25 protein-coding genes are annotated in these 20934 nt (G+C 39.2%); 21 read left to right on the top strand and 4 right to left on the bottom strand.

Annotated features, from left to right (window positions below; genetic code table 11):
- The first annotated feature begins 55 nt into the window (after positions 1 to 55).
- Positions 56 to 910 carry a DUF4362 domain-containing protein gene (locus ACIQCO_RS07790; protein ID WP_400427244.1) on the top strand — a complete coding sequence of 285 codons (855 nt, stop codon included), beginning with the start codon at positions 56 to 58 and terminating at the stop codon, positions 908 to 910.
- 61 nt (positions 911 to 971) lie between these two features.
- On the opposite strand, the gene ACIQCO_RS07785 is transcribed toward ACIQCO_RS07790, so the two are convergent.
- The gene (locus tag ACIQCO_RS07785; RefSeq protein ID WP_400427242.1) at positions 972 to 1355 is read right to left on the bottom strand and encodes a VOC family protein; all 384 of its coding nucleotides are present in this window, start codon (positions 1353 to 1355) and stop codon (positions 972 to 974) included.
- Positions 1356 to 2001: 646 nt separating this feature from the next.
- On the opposite strand from ACIQCO_RS07785, the gene ACIQCO_RS07780 reads away from it, so the two are divergent.
- From ACIQCO_RS07780 to ACIQCO_RS07715, 14 genes are all read left to right on the top strand, one after another.
- A complete protein-coding gene (locus tag ACIQCO_RS07780) occupies positions 2002 to 2988 on the top strand; it encodes a DUF3231 family protein (RefSeq protein WP_400427241.1) in 987 nt (328 codons plus the stop codon).
- 192 nt (positions 2989 to 3180) lie between these two features.
- A complete protein-coding gene (locus tag ACIQCO_RS07775) occupies positions 3181 to 3537 on the top strand; it encodes a PadR family transcriptional regulator (protein ID WP_400427239.1) in 357 nt (118 codons plus the stop codon).
- Positions 3530 to 4207, top strand: a complete 678-nt coding sequence (locus ACIQCO_RS07770) for a permease prefix domain 1-containing protein (protein ID WP_400427238.1) — start codon at positions 3530 to 3532, stop codon at positions 4205 to 4207. Before ACIQCO_RS07775 ends, ACIQCO_RS07770 begins: the two co-directional genes overlap by 8 nt.
- Positions 4200 to 4754, top strand: a complete 555-nt coding sequence (locus ACIQCO_RS07765) for a DUF4825 domain-containing protein (RefSeq protein ID WP_400427236.1) — start codon at positions 4200 to 4202, stop codon at positions 4752 to 4754. The genes ACIQCO_RS07770 and ACIQCO_RS07765 overlap by 8 nt, the downstream gene beginning before the upstream one ends.
- 80 nt (positions 4755 to 4834) lie before the next feature.
- Positions 4835 to 5341, top strand: a complete 507-nt coding sequence (locus tag ACIQCO_RS07760; protein ID WP_400427235.1) for a GNAT family N-acetyltransferase — start codon at positions 4835 to 4837, stop codon at positions 5339 to 5341.
- Positions 5342 to 5486: 145 nt separating this feature from the next.
- Entirely contained in the window at positions 5487 to 5996 is a 510-nt protein-coding gene (locus ACIQCO_RS07755; RefSeq protein ID WP_400427234.1) for an RNA polymerase sigma factor, read from the top strand.
- The gene (lepB, locus tag ACIQCO_RS07750) at positions 5986 to 7149 is read left to right on the top strand and encodes a signal peptidase I (protein WP_400427233.1); all 1164 of its coding nucleotides are present in this window, start codon (positions 5986 to 5988) and stop codon (positions 7147 to 7149) included. Before ACIQCO_RS07755 ends, lepB begins: the two co-directional genes overlap by 11 nt.
- An 89-nt stretch (positions 7150 to 7238) precedes the next feature.
- Complete coding sequence (locus ACIQCO_RS07745) at positions 7239 to 7922, top strand: response regulator transcription factor (RefSeq protein ID WP_400427444.1); 684 nt, start codon at positions 7239 to 7241, stop codon at positions 7920 to 7922.
- A 1-nt stretch (position 7923) separates the two neighbouring features.
- Positions 7924 to 8925, top strand: a complete 1002-nt coding sequence (locus ACIQCO_RS07740) for a sensor histidine kinase (protein ID WP_400427442.1) — start codon at positions 7924 to 7926, stop codon at positions 8923 to 8925.
- Positions 8926 to 9133: 208 nt separating this feature from the next.
- Positions 9134 to 9817: an ABC transporter ATP-binding protein gene (locus ACIQCO_RS07735; protein WP_400427231.1), complete on the top strand. Its 684-nt coding sequence runs from the start codon at positions 9134 to 9136 to the stop codon at positions 9815 to 9817.
- Positions 9814 to 12414 (top strand): ABC transporter permease, encoded by a 2601-nt coding sequence (locus ACIQCO_RS07730; RefSeq protein ID WP_400427230.1) that lies wholly within the window; start codon positions 9814 to 9816, stop codon positions 12412 to 12414. Before ACIQCO_RS07735 ends, ACIQCO_RS07730 begins: the two co-directional genes overlap by 4 nt.
- Before the next feature lie 246 nt (positions 12415 to 12660).
- Positions 12661 to 13170, top strand: coding sequence for a GNAT family N-acetyltransferase (locus ACIQCO_RS07725; protein ID WP_400427228.1), 510 nt, complete (start codon positions 12661 to 12663; stop codon positions 13168 to 13170).
- Positions 13171 to 13193: 23 nt separating this feature from the next.
- On the top strand, positions 13194 to 13697 hold the full coding sequence (locus ACIQCO_RS07720; protein WP_400427226.1) for a GNAT family N-acetyltransferase: 504 nt from the start codon (positions 13194 to 13196) through the stop codon (positions 13695 to 13697).
- 32 nt (positions 13698 to 13729) lie between these two features.
- Entirely contained in the window at positions 13730 to 14143 is a 414-nt protein-coding gene (locus ACIQCO_RS07715) for a VOC family protein (RefSeq protein WP_400427225.1), read from the top strand.
- Positions 14144 to 14364: 221 nt separating this feature from the next.
- Here ACIQCO_RS07715 and ACIQCO_RS07710 read toward each other — a convergent pair whose 3' ends face one another.
- Both ACIQCO_RS07710 and ACIQCO_RS07705 read right to left on the bottom strand, forming a co-directional pair.
- Complete coding sequence (locus ACIQCO_RS07710; RefSeq protein WP_400427223.1) at positions 14365 to 14982, bottom strand: NUDIX hydrolase; 618 nt, start codon at positions 14980 to 14982, stop codon at positions 14365 to 14367.
- Between the two features lie 97 nt (positions 14983 to 15079).
- On the bottom strand, positions 15080 to 15454 hold the full coding sequence (locus ACIQCO_RS07705; RefSeq protein ID WP_400427440.1) for a YbaN family protein: 375 nt from the start codon (positions 15452 to 15454) through the stop codon (positions 15080 to 15082).
- A gap of 195 nt (positions 15455 to 15649) precedes the next feature.
- Here ACIQCO_RS07705 and ACIQCO_RS07700 point away from each other — a divergent pair, with 195 nt between their 5' ends.
- The 3 genes from ACIQCO_RS07700 to ACIQCO_RS07690 all read left to right on the top strand — a co-directional run bounded on the left by ACIQCO_RS07700 (position 15650) and on the right by ACIQCO_RS07690 (position 17579).
- Positions 15650 to 16105, top strand: a complete 456-nt coding sequence (locus ACIQCO_RS07700; RefSeq protein ID WP_400427221.1) for a DUF2269 family protein — start codon at positions 15650 to 15652, stop codon at positions 16103 to 16105.
- Positions 16106 to 16333: 228 nt separating this feature from the next.
- Positions 16334 to 17323, top strand: a complete 990-nt coding sequence (locus ACIQCO_RS07695) for an alpha/beta hydrolase (protein ID WP_400427220.1) — start codon at positions 16334 to 16336, stop codon at positions 17321 to 17323.
- Positions 17324 to 17378: 55 nt separating this feature from the next.
- Positions 17379 to 17579, top strand: coding sequence for a hypothetical protein (locus tag ACIQCO_RS07690; RefSeq protein ID WP_400427219.1), 201 nt, complete (start codon positions 17379 to 17381; stop codon positions 17577 to 17579).
- 106 nt (positions 17580 to 17685) lie between these two features.
- Here the strand turns inward: ACIQCO_RS07690 and ACIQCO_RS07685 are convergent, their stop codons facing one another.
- Complete coding sequence (locus ACIQCO_RS07685) at positions 17686 to 18213, bottom strand: YbaK/EbsC family protein (RefSeq protein WP_400427217.1); 528 nt, start codon at positions 18211 to 18213, stop codon at positions 17686 to 17688.
- Between the two features lie 243 nt (positions 18214 to 18456).
- Between ACIQCO_RS07685 and ACIQCO_RS07680 the strand changes: the two genes are divergently transcribed.
- The 3 genes from ACIQCO_RS07680 (at position 18457) to ACIQCO_RS07670 (ending at position 20933) form a co-directional block, all read left to right on the top strand.
- Positions 18457 to 19143, top strand: coding sequence for an AlkZ-related protein (locus ACIQCO_RS07680; protein ID WP_400427215.1), 687 nt, complete (start codon positions 18457 to 18459; stop codon positions 19141 to 19143).
- An 86-nt stretch (positions 19144 to 19229) separates the two neighbouring features.
- Entirely contained in the window at positions 19230 to 19880 is a 651-nt protein-coding gene (locus tag ACIQCO_RS07675; RefSeq protein WP_400427214.1) for an MtnX-like HAD-IB family phosphatase, read from the top strand.
- On the top strand, positions 19881 to 20933 hold the full coding sequence (locus ACIQCO_RS07670; RefSeq protein ID WP_400427212.1) for an iron-containing alcohol dehydrogenase family protein: 1053 nt from the start codon (positions 19881 to 19883) through the stop codon (positions 20931 to 20933).
- The last annotated feature ends 1 nt before the right edge of the window (position 20934 follow it).

Genomic DNA, 20934 nt, shown 5'->3' with positions numbered 1-20934 from the left:
TAAGAAACCTTTCCGGCATTAATTCGTCTTTTTCTATAAAGGGATGTGTGTGCTTGTGTTTAAAAAAATTACCTCGCTTGTTTTAATCACGTTTTTGACTGTTTTTATATCCGGCTGCGGAGTAAATAAAGATGTTGCAGGTGACAAGCCTACTAACAGCGGGCAAAATAAAAAACCTGCCAGTAACGAAGTGAAAGAAATTCACGGCATGATGGAAAATGTCGAACGGTTAAATCTATTTGTTGAACATGTACAAACTGGTAAAGACGATAAAGTACGGCTCACCCGATATACGATTGAAGGCGATCCTATTTATCACGACTTAGCGTATCACGATTCAAAATTAACGATAAAAATAGATACAACAGAAGATAAATTTGGTCAAGGGGAAGTAACCGCTTATGTCTGTAAAGGAATTCAAAAACAGGAATCGGAGACAGAAACAAAATATATTCTCGAAGAATGCCCAGGTCTACCTGACCTATTAACGATTTCCCATGATGTAGACAAAGAGGATTATTTTGCCTTTGAGTTAAAATATGGGGTAGGAAAACAGAATGTCATCAATACAAAAGAACAAAAGCTGATTAAAGATTTACAGAATGGCGAAACCGTTGCCGTTAGCGATTTTCAATTTTCGAAAAAGGAAATGAACGCCATTTATAAACAAATGCTTTTTTCCAATTATCTTGGAGAGAAAAAGTTGTCAAAGGAGTGTAATCAGAAACCGTTTAAAAGCTATGAAATGAACGTTTGGATTAATAGCGGGGAACGGCATTTTGAATGGTCCGAATGTGATAAGAGTAATGATGGGCAGGAAATGTCCGGGTTGGTTGCTAACATCCTAGAAATCTTGAAGAAAAATTCAACTTATCAAACACTGCCGGAAGTTAAAGGTCAGTATGAATAGAGGAAGTTTGAGAGGGGATTTATAAAAACCTTAAGGAAATTAGAGGAAGGAAAGATGGCCCCTATAAGCGGTCATCTTCCCATGCCCTGTCATCGTCTTTAATATTGTACTTTTCTTTTAATGCTTGTTCTTCTTGACTTCGTGTCTTCGTACTTTTTAAGGGTTCTTTTCGGCTCTTCTTTTCAATTTCCAGTTGACTCGCCTCCAAGGTTTGATCAAAGAAGCCTAAAGCATATTTAACCCCTTCTTGTATATCATTGGTTTCGTAGGCGTCTAAGTCCTCATGTGTAACCAATAATTTAACGCCTTCCAATCCGTAACCGCTGTCTAAATCGATATCCAAAAGTACTTCAAAACCTTCTGCGTGTTCCATGATTTCAATAATGTTAAACGTTTGAATAGCTGTTCCCGTTTCATACTCAATGGATTCTAGAAAATCTGACAAAATATACACCGCCCTTGTTCCAATAGTAACCTCACATAGTTTAACCTCAGCAGCTTCAGATATTCCACTTTAACGATATTTACGGGTACTGTATGTTAGAGAATAATGTTGTTCCGTCTTCTTAAATAAACAATACGAAATATTCTGAAAGCGCTAACATTTCGCGTTGATAAATGGTATAATTAACCATAAGACCTCATGATTTTTTTTACATCATGCACAACTTATAAAATCATGGAAGGGGAAGAGGAGAATGACTGAAAATATTTTAAAATTCTTAGAAAAAAAGGGAATTGTTATACCCGAACATCAGATTCAACCTTTAATAGCACAGTGGGATAACCTCCGATTATTAACAAATAATTTCACTTCCGTAAAGCTTGCCGGTAATAACGTGAAGCAAAAACATGTGCCGTATGAGCATAGGTACGAACAAAGAACGTGCCACCGAATCCACTAGAGGACTATCTGCATTTTCCCAATATAAACACCATGTTTTTTCCGTAATGACTAGGCTGCCTATGGCAGTCTTTTTCTATTAATAGGTTACGTTCAATGATCAATCGAGAATATTGGGAAGTAAAGTAAGACAACCTATGGAAAAAACAGCGAGGTGCTTGGGTTGAATTCCCTCCATAAACCGAAATTGACTTCTGCAGAGATTGCTGCTTTATGGACACAGTATATAAACGAAACTGCTGGACTTTGCTTCCACAAACACATGTTGGAACACCTAGAGGATGTCGACATCAGAGAAATTTTTGAATTTGCCATTTCGTTAGGCACCCAACATCTGGAGCAAATTAAAGAGTTTCTTGTGAGTGAAGGTTTTCCAGTCCCAATCGGCTTTACAAACGATGACTTGAACCCCAGCACTCCACGGCTATTTTCAGATGTACTGTGTTTACATTATATAAATATCATGTCCATCCATGGCTGTCATGGGTACAGTGCGGCTGTCACAACCTGTTCTCGACAAGACGTTCGTGAATATTTTACGAGCTGTAACACATCTGCAGTTGAATTATGTAATCGAACAAAGAATATCTTGTTAGAAAAAGGCTTATACTTTCGCCCTCCAACAGTTTTACCCCCTGAAAAACCGGATTTTGTTAAAAATGATAATTTTTTAGCGGGGTGGTTTGGTGAAAAAAGACCATTAAGCTGTATTGAGATAACCGATATCTATTTTAATATGAAAAAAAGCATCCTGACAAAAACGCTCACAGTTGCCTTTAGTCAAGTGGCCGCTTCTAAGAAAGTTCGTGACTTTTTTTTAAAAGCGATGAACACAAAAAACAGTCATGTCCAAATGTTTCTTGACATAATGAATAACGAAAACCTGCCTGTAGCACCCATGCTAGATGCGGAAATCACCAATTCCACCACTTCCCCGTTTTCGGAGAAGCTGATGATGTTTCAAGTTGGATTCTTATTCTCTACTGCGATGGTTTATTACGGGACGGGATGGGCGTCTTCACCTAGAAGAGATTTGACCCCAAAATATATGCTGGCGATTTCAGGAGATTTGAAAATCGGAAACGATTGGTTGGACATGATGATTGACAACGGCTGGCTAGAGCAGCCGCCTTTAGCAGAAGACAGAAAAGAATTAGCGAAGATGAAAAAATGAGGGGAACTACCACTGGGTTTATGCAGTATCAGGTAGATTTAATTTAATAACAAATAAAGAAGAACTTGGCCTCCCCAAGTTCTTTTTTGCTGTTTTATACAACAAAACAAATTGTTAAAAATTTTTTGCTATATTACTTCAACACACATAGTAATATGTGTTACAATATACAACAACAGAGGAGGTTATTTTATGCAGGCAGAGACTCCAATAAGCAGTGACCTTATCCGCGGGCACATTGATACGATGATCCTTCGTGTGTTGAGTGAAGGTGATAACTATGGATATGAAATTATTAAATCGATATTTGAACAAAGCAACGGAAAATTTGAACTAAAAGAACCTTCACTTTATACCAGCTTAAAAAGGCTTGAAAAACAAAAACTGATCTCCGCCTATTGGGGTGATGAAAGTCAAGGGGGCAGACGAAAGTATTATAAAATCACCCCCAGTGGCGTAAGGGTTTATGAAGAAGCAATTGAGGCATGGGCGGTGGCGAAGGAACTGATTGATCAGTTAATTGTCAGGGGAGGAAAAAGGGATGAATGAACTAAAAAAATATGTCGATCACTTGTTCAGAAAATATAAAAACCATCGTGGTATCAGCGACCTGAAGGATGAGATTTTAGGAAATTTGGAAGCGAAGGTATCTCATTTAATGGAAGAAGGATTAAATGAACGCGAGGCGATTGCCAAAGCCAAAAGCAGTATTACAAAAATTGATGACTTAATTGATGATAATATCCCCGTCTGGATTAACCAGTTTCGCTTTAAAGCGTTTCAAATCACATATATTTACATCCTTATCGCTTGGATTGTGACGATCCCATTTTCTCTCTTAAGTATGGGTCTCTTGTTGAATTACGGCTTGCTTTTCGTGTGTTTGGTCCTAGGAATCTTCTATTTATTTTTAGCCAAAAACGTTAAAAGGAATGAGAAGAAAATTGCGGAATTGAATCTAGCAGCCTTTACGAGAGCAAAGAAAATCACTTGGCTGCTCTGGCTCCTATTTATTATTGTTATCTGGGGGTATTTATCAGCGATATTATTCGGCAGCAACATTTGGTTTTCTCGACCGGTGCACATCGATGGGCCTTATCAGTTTGGAATATTAATTGCCCGGTATGCTCTGCCATTTATTTCGATAGTAATCCCATTAATTCTAAAAGCGTGCATTAGGTTGATACCACAATACGAAGTGAGGGATTTCCATGAATAAGCTGGGAAAACTGATTGCTGCATTGCTTGCAGTGGGTATAGGGCTATTTATTGTTGTACAGTTTATTATCATTCCAAAGCAGAATGCGGCCGACGAACAATATGTCATTGACCAAAGAAGACCGCTTACACATGATTTAGAAAATATTATTCCCTATCGATTTCTTTATATGGGTAATGCGAGCAACATGATTAACTTATTTAACCATTTACCGCTGAACGAGGTTGAAAAGGACTTTGAACTTAAATCAGACGCCTTTACGATAATAGTTCATTATCACCAATCAGTTTCGGAAATTGGCACCAGCCTTGTCAATCAGTCGATTATTTATAACTCAACAGCTGCCTTTGCGCTGATTCGGAACTTGGAAAAAATCGAATACAGCTTCCCTGACCAATCCTTTGAAGTCAAAAGGAAGAATGTCGAAGGGCTTTATGATGAATTTTACAAGTTGACTAAAAGCAAAACTGTCTGGGAGAAACAAGTCCGTAACCCATTAAAGGATAAGGAATATATAGAGAAGTGTATCGGATCCATACTAAAATAAAATTATTTATATATTTTAGCAATCGGGCAATGTGGTAAAATTAACGAAATAGTCAAATTCTTGAACGAAGGGGAATAGCGATGGAAATTAGATTACTAAGCCCATCAGATGCGGAAAGTTATTGGGCATTGCGATTAGAAGCATTACAGCAAAATCCGGAAGCATTTTTAACAAGCTATGAAGAATCTGTAAAAAGGGAAAATCCAATTGAACAGCTAGCCCGCAACTTTACCACAGAAGGAAACTACACGTTTGGTGCGTTTGACAGTGGGGAACTAATCGGGGTTGTGACCTTACTTTTGGAGGAGCGGGTGAAAATCCAGCACCGGGCAAACATTTTTGCCATGTATGTCACACCCGGGAAACAAGGATTAGGCGTGGGGAGAGCATTGCTCACAGAAGCCGTCAATAAAGCGAGAAGTATAGAAGGAATTGAAAAAATAAATTTAACCGTAACCGCAAGTAATCAAAAAGCGAAAAAGCTTTATACTCGATTAGGATTTAAAGTCTTTGGATTGGAAGAAAAGGCCCTTATCGTAAATGGCGTTTATTATGACGATGAATTTATGGTTCTGCATTTGAAATAGAGATTACAAAATGACAAAGTGAACACGTGGGCTTGGAATTCCAAGCTCGTTTTTTTTGTTTAAAAATTTTCCACATTGTGCGATAAGTAAGTTTCCAGAGCGTCTAATATATAAGAATGATTTTTAACTGCAGGGAGTTGAAAAGTTGCAAAATAAAGATATTCTTGAATGGTTTGAATTATACAGTGATGATATATACCATTTCTTGATTTACCAATTAGGTTCTACAGATGTGGAGGATTTAGTTCAAGACGTTTTTATAAAAGCAATAAAAGCAATCGAAAACTTTGAAGCAAAAGCAAGTCCAAAAACATGGCTGTTTAGTATCGCACGTAATGTTGCAGTGGATGAACTTAGACGAATAAAAAGAACCAGACTAAAAGAGATGTATTTTCAAGCAGGTAAGGAATCCTCAAGTAGCAAAACACCAGAGGAAATCCTCCAATTGAATGAGGAAAACAGGGACATATTCCTGGCGATTCAATCGCAAAAATCAAATTACCGAGATGTCCTCATCCTAAGAGGGATTAAGCAGCTGTCTGTAATCGAAGTTTCCTTGATACTTGGTTGGAGTGAAAACAAGGTCCGTTCTACCTATCACCGTGCCCGAAAAGCGTTATTAAAGGATTTAGGGGGCTATTTAAATGAAGAATGATATGGATAAGATTGATAATAAACTAGCTTTACTGCCCAAACCTAGCTTGAATAATGATAGAAAACAGGAGATTAAACAATCTCTGGCGGAAATTATATCAGAAGACCATAAAGTCAAAAAGGAAGCAAAAATCATGGACGGAATGATTGTAAAAATGGCAGGAGTGGCTGCCATCACACTGTTTTTGTTACTGGCATTTATCCCAATGTTGCAAAATGAGGGTTCTCATCTTAATCAAGGAATAAAAAGAATAACAGATCATTCCACAAAAGAAACTGAAGAAACCGTGATATCAACTGGCTTTAAGGAGGTTAATCACCTGTACGATAATATGGACCGGGGACATCGTGAATATTATGGTGAAGTGGTAGTGGACGAAAAGGCATACGCCAAAAAGGTGCCAACGCGGGGGGATATCGTTTACTATCAAACCCCTGAATTTACCTATGATAAAAATCCGGATTTAAATCCAAGTGAGTATGAGATAGCAAGAGTGGTCGGTTTACCTGGAGAAAAAATTGAAATAAAACAGGGGCAAGTGTATGTCAATGGTGCATTTCTTGATACGTTTTACGGCAGGGAGTATCATACAGGAAAATTGGTTAAAAACAGCAAAGTTGAACTAAAAGAGGTCAAAATTCCCGATGGACATTATTTTATTCTTGGTGATAACTGGTGGCGAAGTATTGACAGCGCCGTCTTTGGTCCGCTAAAAACTCAGTTGATTATGGGGAAGGTATTAGGTGTGGAAAATGATACTGTCCTTTTGGAAAATAGCAAAGGCCATGTAAAAATTGATTTTGTTAAAACAGGTGTGATTGATTTTCAAGTAAGGGCAGAGGGGTTAGATCCAAATGAAAACTACACTATTTCTATTCACAATAATGGTGGGGGTGTCACCTTTGGGCCGAAAGAAAACGTTAAAATCCAAGCTGGAGAAGTAGTCGGAGAAGTAACCTTTAAACCAAATTCCGCTGGAGTTCTAGAGGTTTCCATGTTGAACCCAGTGAGAATAGTAGAGGGTAAAGGCGAGATAACAATTAATATCAAATCTGAAACGAAGTTAAAGGAAATCATAACATCGGAACCATTTGAAATATTATTTGGAAAAGCCGATGACCTTGATATTATCGTTGATTTATATAGTAACTGAGGGTGTCAGGCACCATGTGAATTTTTCACATGGTGCCTGACATCCTTTAATGCTGATATAATGACGATAGAGAAAGGCGGGATACAATGATGAAAATTTTGCTTGTGGAAGATGATAGGACAATCGCCGCTGGGCTTGAATATTCATTACAGCAGGATCAGTTTGCCACGGTTCTTTGCCATGATGCGGTATCAGCAAAAAAGGTGATAGTTGATGAAATTGAACAATTCGCGTTATGTTTATTTGATTTATCCCTGCCTGATGGAAGCGGCTATGAGTTGTGTCAGCTTGTGAAGGAGCGAAGCGATATTCCCGTCATTTTTCTAACGGCGATTGATGATGAAGTCAATGTAGTGATGGGGCTCGACATGGGCGCAGATGATTACATTACCAAGCCATTTCGAATTAGAGAGTTAATCTCAAGAATCAAAACAGTCTTAAGGCGCTACCAAAAGCAGACGGGGACAAAAACGATAATAGAAATAGAAAATGTCCGAATTAATACGCTTGAAGGTAAGGTGTATAAAAATGGCGAAGAAGTTCTATTAACTGCCCTAGAATATCGCCTATTCCTAATCTTTGCGAACCATATTGGACAGGTTCTTTCACGAAATCAGCTATTGGAGCGGATTTGGGATATAGCAGGGGATTTCGTAAATGATAATACCTTAACTGTTTACATAAAAAGACTGCGGGAAAAGTTAGAGGATAATCCGCAACATCCGCAGATTATTAAAACAGTGCGTGGTTTAGGCTACAAGGTCGGTGATTAGCATGCTCCGAAATCGCGAGATTCAAATATTTATAGTAACGATGTGTTTGCTAAGTTTTACCACCATCATAGCAGCGGCTTTTTTCTCGCTCGCTGCCACGGTACTTGTTTTTATCATTTCTGCATTGTTAATAGGTTGCAGCTTATTATTTACAAGCTGGCGATATCGTGAAATCGAAAAGCTGTCCGGCTATTTGCGGCAAATTAGCAGTGGCGATTATTCGCTTGATGTCCGTGATAATCACGAAGGTGAGCTAAGTATTTTAAAAAACAATATTTATAAGGTGACTATCATGCTATCGGAACAGCGCTCCCTTTTACAGCAAGATAAAATTAAACTCACCAATGCAATTTCTGATATCTCCCATCAGCTTAAAACTCCGCTTACTTCGATGATGATGATGGTCGATTTATTAAGTGATGCCAATCTGCCTGCAGTTAAAAGAACAGAGTTTACAAACAATATCCGTATTCAGCTTGAACGGATTGAATGGCTTGTTTCTTCTTTATTAAAACTTTCAAAAATTGACGCGGGAACGGTGCATTTTAAAAAAGAAGTGGTATCTGTGAAAAGGCTGCTACTAAAAGCGTTAGAGCCGGTCGTGATTCCGATGGACATTAAAGAACAAACCGTTTTGCTTGACGGTGATGATCGAGTTTCTTTTGTTGGCGACCTAAATTGGACGGCAGAAGCCGTAATAAATATATTGAAAAACTGTGTGGAGCATACACAAGAAGGCGGGAAGATTACCATTTCATTTTCAGAAAATGCTTTGTTTACGGAAATGGTCATAGCGGATAACGGAAAAGGTATCGCCAAGGAAGATCTCCCGTATATTTTTAAACGTTTTTACAAAGGAAAAAATGCCGGTGAGGATAGCATAGGCATCGGTCTGGCGATGGCACATAGTATTATCACAAGCCAAAATGGCGATATCGAGGTTAAAAGTAAGAACGAGGAGGGCACACAGTTTCGGATTAAGATTTATAAGCAGGTAATCTAGTGAGAATAGTAGGGAAGAGAAAATTTCTCGTAAATGTGTGGTTTACTGTCGGAAGACCGACTCCAACTGTCGGAAGACCGTCTTCAACTGGAGAAGCCCCACTTTTAAGAACAATGTTAAGTGACTAAACTGTCATTTTGCAGTCACTGGAAAGTCATTTTAAACAGATAAACTATGATTAACAGGAAAACGTGGAGGTTTTATCGCAATGGAAAATTTAAAAATAGAAAATCTGTCTAAAGTGTACGGAAAAGGTGAAACGGCAGTAAAGGCACTGGATGATGTTTCTTTTTCAGTAAAAAAAGGCGAATTTGTCGCGATTATCGGCCCGTCAGGCTCAGGGAAGTCGACGCTGCTGCATCTGCTAGGAGGTGTTGACCGGCCAACGAGCGGAAAAGTTCTCGTGGATAACACGGACATTTATAACCTAAATGAAACACAGCTGGCAATTTTTAGACGCAGGCAAATCGGACTCATATACCAATTTTACAACCTGATTCCAGTACTAACAGTCGAGGAGAATATTACTCTGCCACTCCTGCTTGATGAACATAAAGTCGACAAGAAACAGTTTGCTGATATCGTCAAGATCCTCAACCTGCAGGATCGCTTAAACCACCTGCCGAATCAGCTTTCCGGCGGTCAGCAGCAGCGGGTCTCGATTGGCCGGGCGCTGATAAGTAATCCCGCTATCATGCTGGCAGATGAGCCGACCGGCAATCTAGATAGCAAGAATAGTAGTGAAATCATCGACCTGTTAAAAATGTTCAATAAAACCTTTAATCAAACCCTCCTTGTCATTACCCATGATGAGCGGATTGCCCTCCAAGCTGACAGAGTTATTGCAATTGAAGATGGAAGGATTGCTAAAGATGAGGTGATTCGTCCGTGAATATCGTCAATAAACTAACGGTCCGGCATTTGAAGCAAAACAAGCGGCGGACGCTAGTAACCATTATTGGTGTCATTATCTCTGTCGCGATGGTGACGGCAGTGGCAACTCTTGGTGTCTCCTTTATGGAATTAATGCAAAGGCAGGAAATCGCTACTAATGGTGAATGGCATGTCCTTTACAAAGATGTAAATAAAGAGCAGCTTAAAGCGATTAAAAACGATAGGGAAACAAAAAAGGTTGTCCTTTCACGTGACCGCGGCTATGCCTTTTTAGAAGGTGGACAAAATGAAAGCAAGCCGTATTTATTTATTAAGGAGTATAATACCCAAGGATTTAAGCAGTTTCCGATTGAATTGAGTAAAGGCCGGCTGCCAAAAACAAATAATGAGGTTGTGATTTCGGAACATATTGCCACGAATGCCAAAGTAGAATACAAGATTGGCGATCAATTAACCCTTGAAGTCGGACAGCGTAAGATCCCACAAGTTACGGATCATATTTTTGGACAAGAGGATCCATTACAAATAGACGAAGATGGGAAACCGACAGAGAGTTTGACCAATAAAACAACGACAAATTATAAGATCGTAGGCTTCATTAAACGTCCGACATGGGAATCGACCTGGGCCCCCGGTTACACAATCATTAGCTATGTGGACGAAAGCATGATAAGTGCTAAAGATACTGTCAATGCGACGGTCGTGTTAAATAAGATCAAAAGCTCCGTATTCGATCACGCAAACCAATTGGCGAAGAAAAACAAAATAGCTTCTCCTCGATTTAATACTGAGTTACTACGATATTACGGGCTAATAAATAATGACGGTCTATACCGTACGCTCATGTCATTATCAGCCATTATTATGTCGGTCATTATTATCGGTTCCGTTTCCTTGATCTATAATGCCTTTGCAATTTCTGTCTCGGAACGGTCGCGTCATTTAGGGATGCTTTCCAGTGTCGGGGCAACGAAAAAGCAGAAACGAAACTCAGTGTTTTTTGAAGGAGTATTGATTGGCGTAATTAGTATTCCTATTGGAATCCTAGCAGGTCTTACTGGAATTGGAATTACCTTTTATTTCATTAACTCAATCATTCAAGGTGCCTTAGGGATGACGGAAAAGTTAACTTTAACAGTTACTCCATTATCACTCCTAATTGCCTGTGCAGTTTCGATGGTTACGATTTTGATCTCCACTTATCAGCCAGCGATCAAGGCATCAAGAGTATCCGCCATTGATGCCATTCGTCAAACAACCGAAGTGAAGCTCACAGGAAAAGTAGTGAAAACATCGAAACTCGTCCGTAGGCTATTTGGAATCGAAGCGGAAATCGGTTTGAAAAATTTAAAAAGAAACAAACGCAAGTACAAAGCAACCGTATTCTCACTGGTGATTAGTATCGTACTCTTTTTAGCCGTATCATTTTTTACAGAAAATATGAAAAAATCGCTTGTACTCGCACAGGATGGAATAAATTATGATATTTCTGTAGCTGTGCGCGGTAATATAACGGAATCAGACATTCGGCTGTTACAATCATTTTCTTCCCTTGAGGATGTAACGGAATCTAGTGTGGTAAATGAATTAAATATGAACACCTGGATAAACGAAGCATCGATTGCTGAAGAATTGCAAAAAGTGGTGAAGCAGGACAATAGTGTACTGGTCGATGGGAAATATCCTTATTATGTTAAAATTCTTTCATTAAATGAGCAAAATCTAAAGGCCTATGCAAAAACCGTTGGTATTGATTATGATAAACTGACAAAAAAAGAAGATTTAGCAGGAATAGTGATTGACACCATTCCATACGAGGATATGGAAGCAGGAAAATATGTTGAAACAAAGGCCATTCATACGAAAGTTGGCAACACTATCGATTTAACTTATACAGATCCGGAAACAGAAAAAGAAATTCATTTTAATACAGTGAAAATTGCCAGATTAACTGATCAATTTCCGATGGGAATCTTTCCTGTAGGGATTGGCGGATTGAATATTATTGTCTCAGAACAAGTCATGAACCAACTGGTAAACGAAAAGGTGAATGATAGGACCCAGACATTGCTTTACCTCAAAAGTAAGGATCCAATGAAAACCCAGCAGGAAATCGAAGAAATAATTGACAACAAGATGTTTGTTCAGAATGTATATCAAGGCAGACAGCAGGATGAACAAATCATCTTGTTAATGTCCGTCTTTACGTATGGATTTATTGCACTGATTACAGCGATATCGATAGCGAATATTTTCAATACGATTTCGACCTCAATTTCCCTTAGAAAACGGGAATTTGCGATGCTGAAATCCGTGGGAATGACACCAAAAGGGTTTAACAAAATGATCAATTATGAAAGTATTTTTTATGGCATCAATTCGTTGCTTTACGGACTTCCCATCAGTATTGCTGTGATGTATTTAATGCACAAAGCATTGATGAACAGTTTCCGCTATGGATTCACCCTTCCATGGATGAGCATAATGTATGTGATTGCTGGCGTATTTGTCATTGTAACTTCAGCAATGCTCTACTCCAGCGCCAAAGTAAAAAAAGAAAACATCATTGACGCACTAAAGCAGGAAAATATATAGAAACGGGTGTCAGGCTTCATGTGAAAAATTTTTTACATGGTGCCTGACACCTTATCTTTTAGTTTCTCCATTGTCCAGCATTTAAAAGAGGATGCCTGAAGGGGTCATTCATTGCTTTGGCAAATTTAATACATATTAGACAAACTAATTCCTTCACTCGTTGGCGAAGCGTTTTAGGTGGCTAAGAAAATAGAAGTTTTAGAGATTTATAATGGGATTAACGATTTTTAAAATGGAGGAGTTGGGATGAAGATTAGAAAAGCTGTGTTAGCTGATGCCGTTGGAATCGCTAAAGTCCATGTTGATAGTTGGAAAACTACCTATGCTAACATTGTTCCAGACGAATATTTAAACAAACTTTCCTATGAAAGCCGTGAGCAGTTATGGCAGGACAACATTCCTAATGGTGGTGTCTATGTTGCGGAAACCAAGGAAGGGAAAATTGTTGGATTTTCGTCTGGCGGCAAGGAGAGAACGGGCAAATATCACGATTACGCAGGCGAATTATATGCCATTTACATTTTAAAAGAATACCAAGGAAACGGACTTGGAAAGTCATTGGTGAAACCAATCATAGCCGAACTGCTGCAGCAAAATATCTCAACCATGTTGGTGTTAGTGCTTGAAGAGAACAGCTCACGCTTTTTTTATGAGGCACTTGGAGGTAAAAAAATTGATACCATTGAAGTAAACTTTACCGGTGAAAAACTAATTGAACTTGTGTATGGGCTGGAGGATATAAGGAATATCCTTTAAGGAATAAAAGGGGGAAATAGGCAGTGGTTATTAGAGAGATAAAAGTCTCAGATGCAGAAAACTTAGTGCGCCTTATTCTGCAAGTTGAGGCAGAATCAAAATTTATGCTGATGGAAGCTGGAGAAAGACAAGTTACCCCTGAACAGCAAAAAATTAGAATAGAGAATCTGAAAAAGAGTGAAAACTCTACTATATTCGTTGCAGAAAAAGACAACACCTTGATTGGATATTTGTTTGCGATAGGCGGTACTGTAAGAAGAACCAAACATTCAGCTTATATTGTTATTGGGATTCTAAAGGATTATCGAGGAAAAGGCATCGGAACAAAGCTATTTACAAAACTAGAAGAATGGGCGATTGGTAGGAAAATCCACCGTTTAGAGCTGACCGTTGTAGCTCGGAACGAAGCCGGTGTGGCATTGTATAAGAGAATGGGATTTGAGATAGAGGGGATTAAAAAACATTCCCTTTTAATTGCAGGCGAGTATATGGATGAATACTATATGGCAAAACTTTTAGCGATATAAGTAAGATTAAATGGACAAGGGGAAAAAACACTATGACTAAACAATTTTGGATTAACTTGCCGGTAAAAGACATTCATAAATCAAAAGAGTTTTATGCCAAACTTGGCTTTACAATTAATACTCGACATGGCAATCACGATCAAGCGCAATTAATCATCGGGGATCATAATGCTATGGTGATGCTTTTTCCTGATTCCACTTTCAAAAATTTTACCCAACATGAAATTGTCGACACAAAGCAAGCGACGGAAGTATTGCTATCCATTGATGCAGAGAGCAGGGCAGAAGTTGATGAAATGGCTAAGAAGGCTGCAGAGGCTGGCGGTACCATCTTTGGTGAGCCGGCAGTGAGCCAAGGCTGGATGTACGGCTGCGGTTTTGCTGATTTGGATGGTCATCGCTGGAATGTGTTGTATATGGATCTAAGTAAAATGCCAAAAGAGTAAGAACTTGAATACTCCATAAATCTGACTGACTCGTTACAATAACACCGTATAGTGGGCTTTTCTTTTTGATAAGCTTCTGCTCGTTTGGTTTACTAAAATTTCAGGCCAAGAGTAACCCGACTAAAAAACTATAAACCAAGATGTATTTTGACAAATTTCAAATACACCTTGGTTTTGTCATTTTCGGAAATAAAACTAGGCCGCATATTACTATAATAGACCTAATCAAAATAGATAGGCTCTTGAGGATTTTTTAAATAGTTAAAAGCCATTTCAATTTGTGATTTTGTATTCCGCGCTGTAGACAGCGGAGGCAGTTGATTTTCAGCAAAAAATGCAACTGCGCTTGTTTCAATACCCTCCGCAGCCTGCCCGCCAATAATTTCACATTGGATAAGCATTTTATAAATGTGATAGGAGGAAGGCGGATGGGGGTGGCATTTCATATCCATTACGGCTAACAATTTAACGGCTTTCACGTCAAATCCCGACTCTTCCTTGATCTCCTTAACAGCGACTTCACTTGGAGTTAGTCCAATATCGGCCCAACCGCCAGGTAATGACCAGCGTCCATCCATGTTTTCACGGACCATTAATATTTTCCCATCTTTAAAGACTACACCACGAATATCGACTTTAGGCGTCGCATACCCCGTTTCACTCGCAAATAGATCCTTGATAACAGTCCTGTCCATATTAGTGTGGTGTGTCAAAATGTCCACGCTAATATTGCGGATTAATTCAAATCGCTCTAAATCATACACATCTTTTGAATACGTTAAACCCGCTTGGGCAATGGATTGAAGCTGCTTTGCCCAGCCCAGCCATTTCGGTTCCACTATCATCACTCCCAGCTTGTCTTATCATCCTACTATTATATTGCCTCAACTGAAAATTTGGTTCGACTTTTGTACTAGTTCCGAAAAGAAAGTGGTGTCAGGCACTATGTGATTTTTTCACAGGTGCTGACACCTTTGTTTTTATTTTAGTGAAGAAGTAATAGTATTTATAGCAAATGACTAGAAGCAGGATGACTCTTACCATCATACTGTTGAGGAGGATGAAGGGGATGGCAATCATTGCGTCTGCGGTTAATAAAATGGTTAGTTTTTGTTTTAGTGTCATTGCTCGTTCTTTGACAAAGCTCTCCAAATGGTGCTGGTAGATTTTTGTCGCTTTAAACCAGCGTGCGAATCGGTCTGATCCCTTTACGAAGCAGAAGGATGCTAAAAGTAAAAACGGAGTTGTCGGCAGCAGCGGTAATATAATGCCTAAAATGCCTAAGCCAAGGGCAATGAATCCACCGGTAATATAGAGAATCTTAACAATATTATTTATGATGATGCCCCCTTTCAGATTTCAGTAATCTCCATTATAGCATTTGGTGGATGGCAAATTAATGGCTGAAAAAGGACAAAATCATGTGCACATTGCCAACACCATCACTTTTAAGATGATATTTATATGATAAAATAGGAGAATGCAGAGAATGGGGGGTGCACACCTGTGAGTACTATTTATACCATCATTGTTTTCATACATATTTTTTCAGCGATTTTGGGGATGGGCCCCGGTTTTGTTTTAACTACGGTTGTTAAATCGGGCAATACGATGACCGAGTTAAGACATTCTTATAAGATTAGGCATAAATTACATATATTTGTGATGATAGGGGGCATATTTTTACTCCTCACTGGTTTAGCGATGGGCTATTTAAATCCAAGTCTGTTTCGGATGGGGTGGTATGTAACAAGTCTCGTCCTCTTTTTAGCTGCGCTTGCGATGGGTCCGCTCGTATTATCACCAAGGTCAAAACCGGTAAAAGCCCTATTAGAATCCCATAAGGGCGAGGCTATTCCTGAAGAATATTGGCGCCTATCAAAAGCCCTATTTCGCTATGAAAACATTGAAAATGTGATTTTTCTAATCATTATCGCCTTAATGATATTAAAACCATTCTAATAGTAAGAAGGGTGTCAGGCACCATGTGAAATTTTCACATGGTGCCTGACACCCCTTTCCTTTTTTGGGGTAAATTTGAAAACGCTCTCTCGAAATAGAGGGAATTATTTACGAAGAATGGAATATTTAATGATAATGATTATTTATTTCTCTTGAGGGAAGTAGGTAACTTGAGTAGAGGTCAAGAAAAAATCTCTATGATTCAAACTTGTTTATGGAGATGATCAAATGTTTACCAATAAAACGCCGACTATTCCTAATGCACCAAACAGCATTGCTTCGCTTGAAAAGATAAACATTGGGTGTGTAGAGCAATGGCTGCTTCTCCGCGGCCACGATCAGAGCAAGCCTATCATTCTATGGGTACATGGGGGACCAGGCGGGGCGCAAATCGGTTTTATAAGCCGCTACACCGCAGAGCTTGAAAAGGATTTCCTGGTAGTGAACTATGATCAACGGGGATCTGGTCTTTCTTTTTCAAAAAAAACACCGAAAGATTCGATGACCATTAATCAAATGGTCGATGATCTAATTGATATAACAGGAGAATTGTGTGCTCGTTTTCATAAAGAAAAAGTCTATTTACTCGGTCATTCGTGGGGAACGATTCTCTCGTATTTGGCAATTGAGCGCCGGCCGGAACTATTCCATGGATATTTTGCTGTTTCCCAGGTCGTGAATATGAGTGAAAACGAAAGAATCTCTTATGAATACACGCTCAGAAAGGCGAAGGAAATCGGAAATGAAAAAGCCTATGCACAGCTTGAAAAATTAGGATCTCCGCCATGGAAAAGCTTGAACTCCGATCGTATCCACAATAAGTGGTTACAAGAATTTGGCGGAGGACTTGTCCACACGGGGAATTATGCTGGTACCATTATTATGTCAGTCATGAAAAGCCCTGAATATCGTTTCATTGATTTAAATAAATGGATTAGGGGACAAATATATTCGATGAATGTTTTTAAAGAGGAGTTGGAGAATCTTGACTTCTTTCAATCTAGTAAAAGCATTCTGGTTCCGATTGTTATATGTGAAGGACGTCATGATTTCACGGCTCCAAGTGAATTAGCAGAAGCTTTTTTTAACCAACTTCAGGCTCCTTATAAAAAATGGGTGTGGTTTGAGCAGTCTGCACATACATTGATTATAGAAGAAAATAACGCCTTTGTTCAATTAGTGAAAGAGACGGTTAATGAATGGGGCAGCACAAAATAGTAAAATAAAGGTGTGTCCAAAAGTGCTAATATAAGGACTAAAGGTGGTTGTTTTTTTGGTAATCCAATCAAATATGACTTCGAAGGCTATAAGCGGAGTATGGGAAGAAACATTAGAGGTTTTTCAAAAATACAATGTTCCAATTACAGAAAAGACCTTACAAGTATTAGTAAACGACAACATTTTTCAAGAATTGTTAACTGAATTAAATAAAGTTGTAGGAAGCTCCAACGCAACTTGTATAAAAGGCGGCTGACAAATGCCATCTAAAAAGGAGTAGGTTACTCCTTTGATACTTTTGGGGCTTAATTCAACAAAAAATCCACGATAAGTTTAAAACGCTTAGGGGCTCAGAACAGCCCCTAGGAATTTTTTGTGTGCTGATTAATTAGAGTAACATGCTCTTCGGACTCAGCATCCTCCCAGCCTTTACAAACATCCACCCATTCCTTAGCAAATGAATAGTGGAAAATTTCCTCGGTGGTCAATTCGATGGCAGAATTGGAACTGCCGCAAGCCGGGAACAGAGTCTCGAACCGTTTCATTGAGACATCAAGGTAAACATCAAGGTTATTTTCCAACCCAAATGGGCAAACTCCGCCAATTGCATGTCCGGTTTGTTCAAGCACTTCATCAGGATTAAGCATTCGGGCTTTAAAACCAAAGGTATCACGAAATTTCTTGTTATTGATTTTTGCATCTCCAGCGCCGACGATCAAAATGGCTTGTTCTCCGTCACCTCTGAACGATAATGTTTTCGCTATCCGGGCAGGGATGACACCAATTGCTTCTGCTGCAAGTTCAACGGTAGCACTCGAAGTGTCAAATTCCATCACATCTACATCACGATGCCACTGTTTAAAATGAGCTTTTACACTTTCCAACGACACTTTTCCAACATCTCCTATCGATATTATGTAGAAAGATAACATATTTTAAAATAAAGAAAACTACACTTCCTATTAATTTATCACAATTTTCACTCACATTTCAAAGTTATTATACCGAAAATTCCCAATGAGCTGTATAATGTGTATGCAATATCATGGCAAAAGGTAGTTTTAAATTTGTACCTGGGGTTCAAAATGTTGATGAGAAAACAAGTAAGATAACTTATTAACGGAGAAAGTAGAGTGGTAAATTTGAAAGATTATCAGATAAATACATATGAAGAAGCCATTGAAGTTATTAAGGAAGTTGGTTTGCTCCCACTGGCACAGCTCATCCCTGGTTACCCGTCGCTAGATAGCATTACCTTGAAAGAAAATTGGCACTCGGGTTCGGAATTAGATCCATGGATGTGGCGGGCTAAATTCCCGGTCGATGGTGTGGCTGCTTACGGAAAATTCATAAAGAAAAAATCAATTTTAATCTCAAGAGAACTCCTTCCATTCGTAAAGACCATATTGGGCTCCCAGCACTCGGTGAAAAAACGCTATGAGGATGGTCTCGTTTCAAGAGAGGCGCTGGAATTGTATACACTAATTAACGGGGAAGAAGGCATCGATACAAGAGTGCTTAGACTCAAAGCAGGAATGAAAGATAAAGAAAAGAAAAAGCCGTTTGATCACGCCTTGCTAGAGCTTCAGGGATCGATGGATATTGTTGTCTCCGGTACCAAGGAGAAAACGAATAATCAGGGAGAGAAGAATGGCTGGAGCAGTACATCTTTTGAAACGATGAGTTATTGGGCCGAAAATCATCATGTGGATGAGCGTCCTATTAACGTTGAAACGGCAAAAGCAGAACTCATGAACCATTTTGCAAAAATCTGCGGTCCAGAGTCAATGAACGCTTTGGCGAAGGTTTTTAAGTTTTAATAGACTTCAGGGCCCCTTTCTTTTGTAAATTCCGCCTTTTGTGATATTTTGGGTAATATACAATATTGACCATGGAGGGCTGCTTTGTGAAAAAATGGGCGTTTGTTTCGGATTTTGATGGGACGATTTCTAAACAAGACTTCTATATTGTGATGATGGACAAATACTTCCCGGAAGGCAGGGAGCTTTATAAGAACTGGAAAGCCGGCGAAATCATGGATATTGACTTCCTGGCGACGATTTTCAAGTCCATCAATCAGGAGGAAGAAAAAATTATCGAGGATACACTTGCCATCCCAATTGATGAATATGTTCCTGATTTTATTAAAAAGGTACAAGCGAGCGGTGCCGATTTTTATATTTTGAGTGCCGGTACTGACTATTATATTTATCATCTTTTAAAAAAGTATGGTGTTGAAAATGTAAAGGTTTTTTCCAATGAAGGGCACTACCGTGAGAAGAATGTCCATATGAACATTGATAAAAACCAATGGCATTATTCCGAACGTTACGGAATTGATAAATCCAAAGTGATTCAGAAACTAAAGGAAGAGTATGAAACGATTTATTTTATCGGCGATAGTGAACCAGATTCCCACCCAGCACAGTATGCTGATGTTACTTTTGCAAAAAATGGCTTGCAGAACCTGCTTCGTGATAAGAAGGTGCCATTTATTCCGGTTGAAACGTTTAAAGAAGTGGAAGAGTATTTGCTTGAAAAAGGGGTGCTGTCTTAAGTGTTGACACCTGTTACCAGTGTTCCGATTCCCGCAATTTTAGAAATAGGGAAGGGAACTGTTTTTAACCTTGATCGGATTTTGAAACAACATGGTTTTGCAAATGCCGTGTTCTTGTTCGATGAATTTACCTATCAAACGTACAGTCAAGATATTCTCAACTCTATTTCCGATGTGAAAATTTCGGCTTTACTCATGGAGTCGGGTTTGGACATCCAGGATCTCATCAAAAAAGCATTCGAAATGGAGCGCTATGATGTGGTGATTGCCATGGGCGGCGGGACGGTGATTGATTACGGAAAATACATCGCCTTTTCACGAAGAAGTCCATTCCTTAGCATTCCAACGTCAGCTTCCAATGATGGCTTTGCCAGCAGTAATTGCTCGCTGATCGTTAACCAAAAGAAAACGACAGTTCCAGCACGGGTCCCGTACGGAATTATTGCCGACCTTGAGATTATTCAGCATGTCCCGAATCGTTTTATCCTAGCGGGGATTGGCGATTTGCTATCCAACATAACGGCCCTTTATGATTGGGAGTTCGAGGAGCAGCATGGGGCGGCACGGATGAACCATTTCGCCTACATGCTAAGTAAAAAAGCGGTTAATAGTTTTATTCGAACACCGATGACCGACATTCGCAATCCGATTCTTCTAAAGGAACTCATCAGCTCACTTACACTTGGCGGTATCTCGACGGTTATTAGCGGAAACAGTTCACCAATCAGCGGTTCAGAGCATTTGATTTCCCATGCCCTTGATAAAATCGCGTTGCAGCCGCAAATGCACGGAATCCAAGTGGGAATCGCTACCTACATCATGGCCAATGTCCAAGATCATCGCGCTGAGCGAATGATGAAAGTATTCACAAGAACCGGCTTTTTCGATTATGTGAAAGGGCTAGGCCTAAATAAAGAAGAATACCGCCAAGCCATCGAAATCGCTCCAACGGTGAAACCCAATCGCTATACCTATTTGCATGATGAGGTTTTTCGCCAGAAAGCACTAAGATTTTTAGATGAGGATGAGATGCTTCAAGAGATTTTTCAATAAA

The sequence above is a fragment of the Neobacillus sp. NPDC093127 genome, assembly GCF_044754175.1.
Classification (GTDB): Bacteria; Bacillota; Bacilli; order Bacillales; family Cytobacillaceae; genus Neobacillus.
The sequence above is the reverse complement of the archived record's forward strand: the minus strand, read 5'-3'. Positions and strand labels throughout refer to the sequence as shown.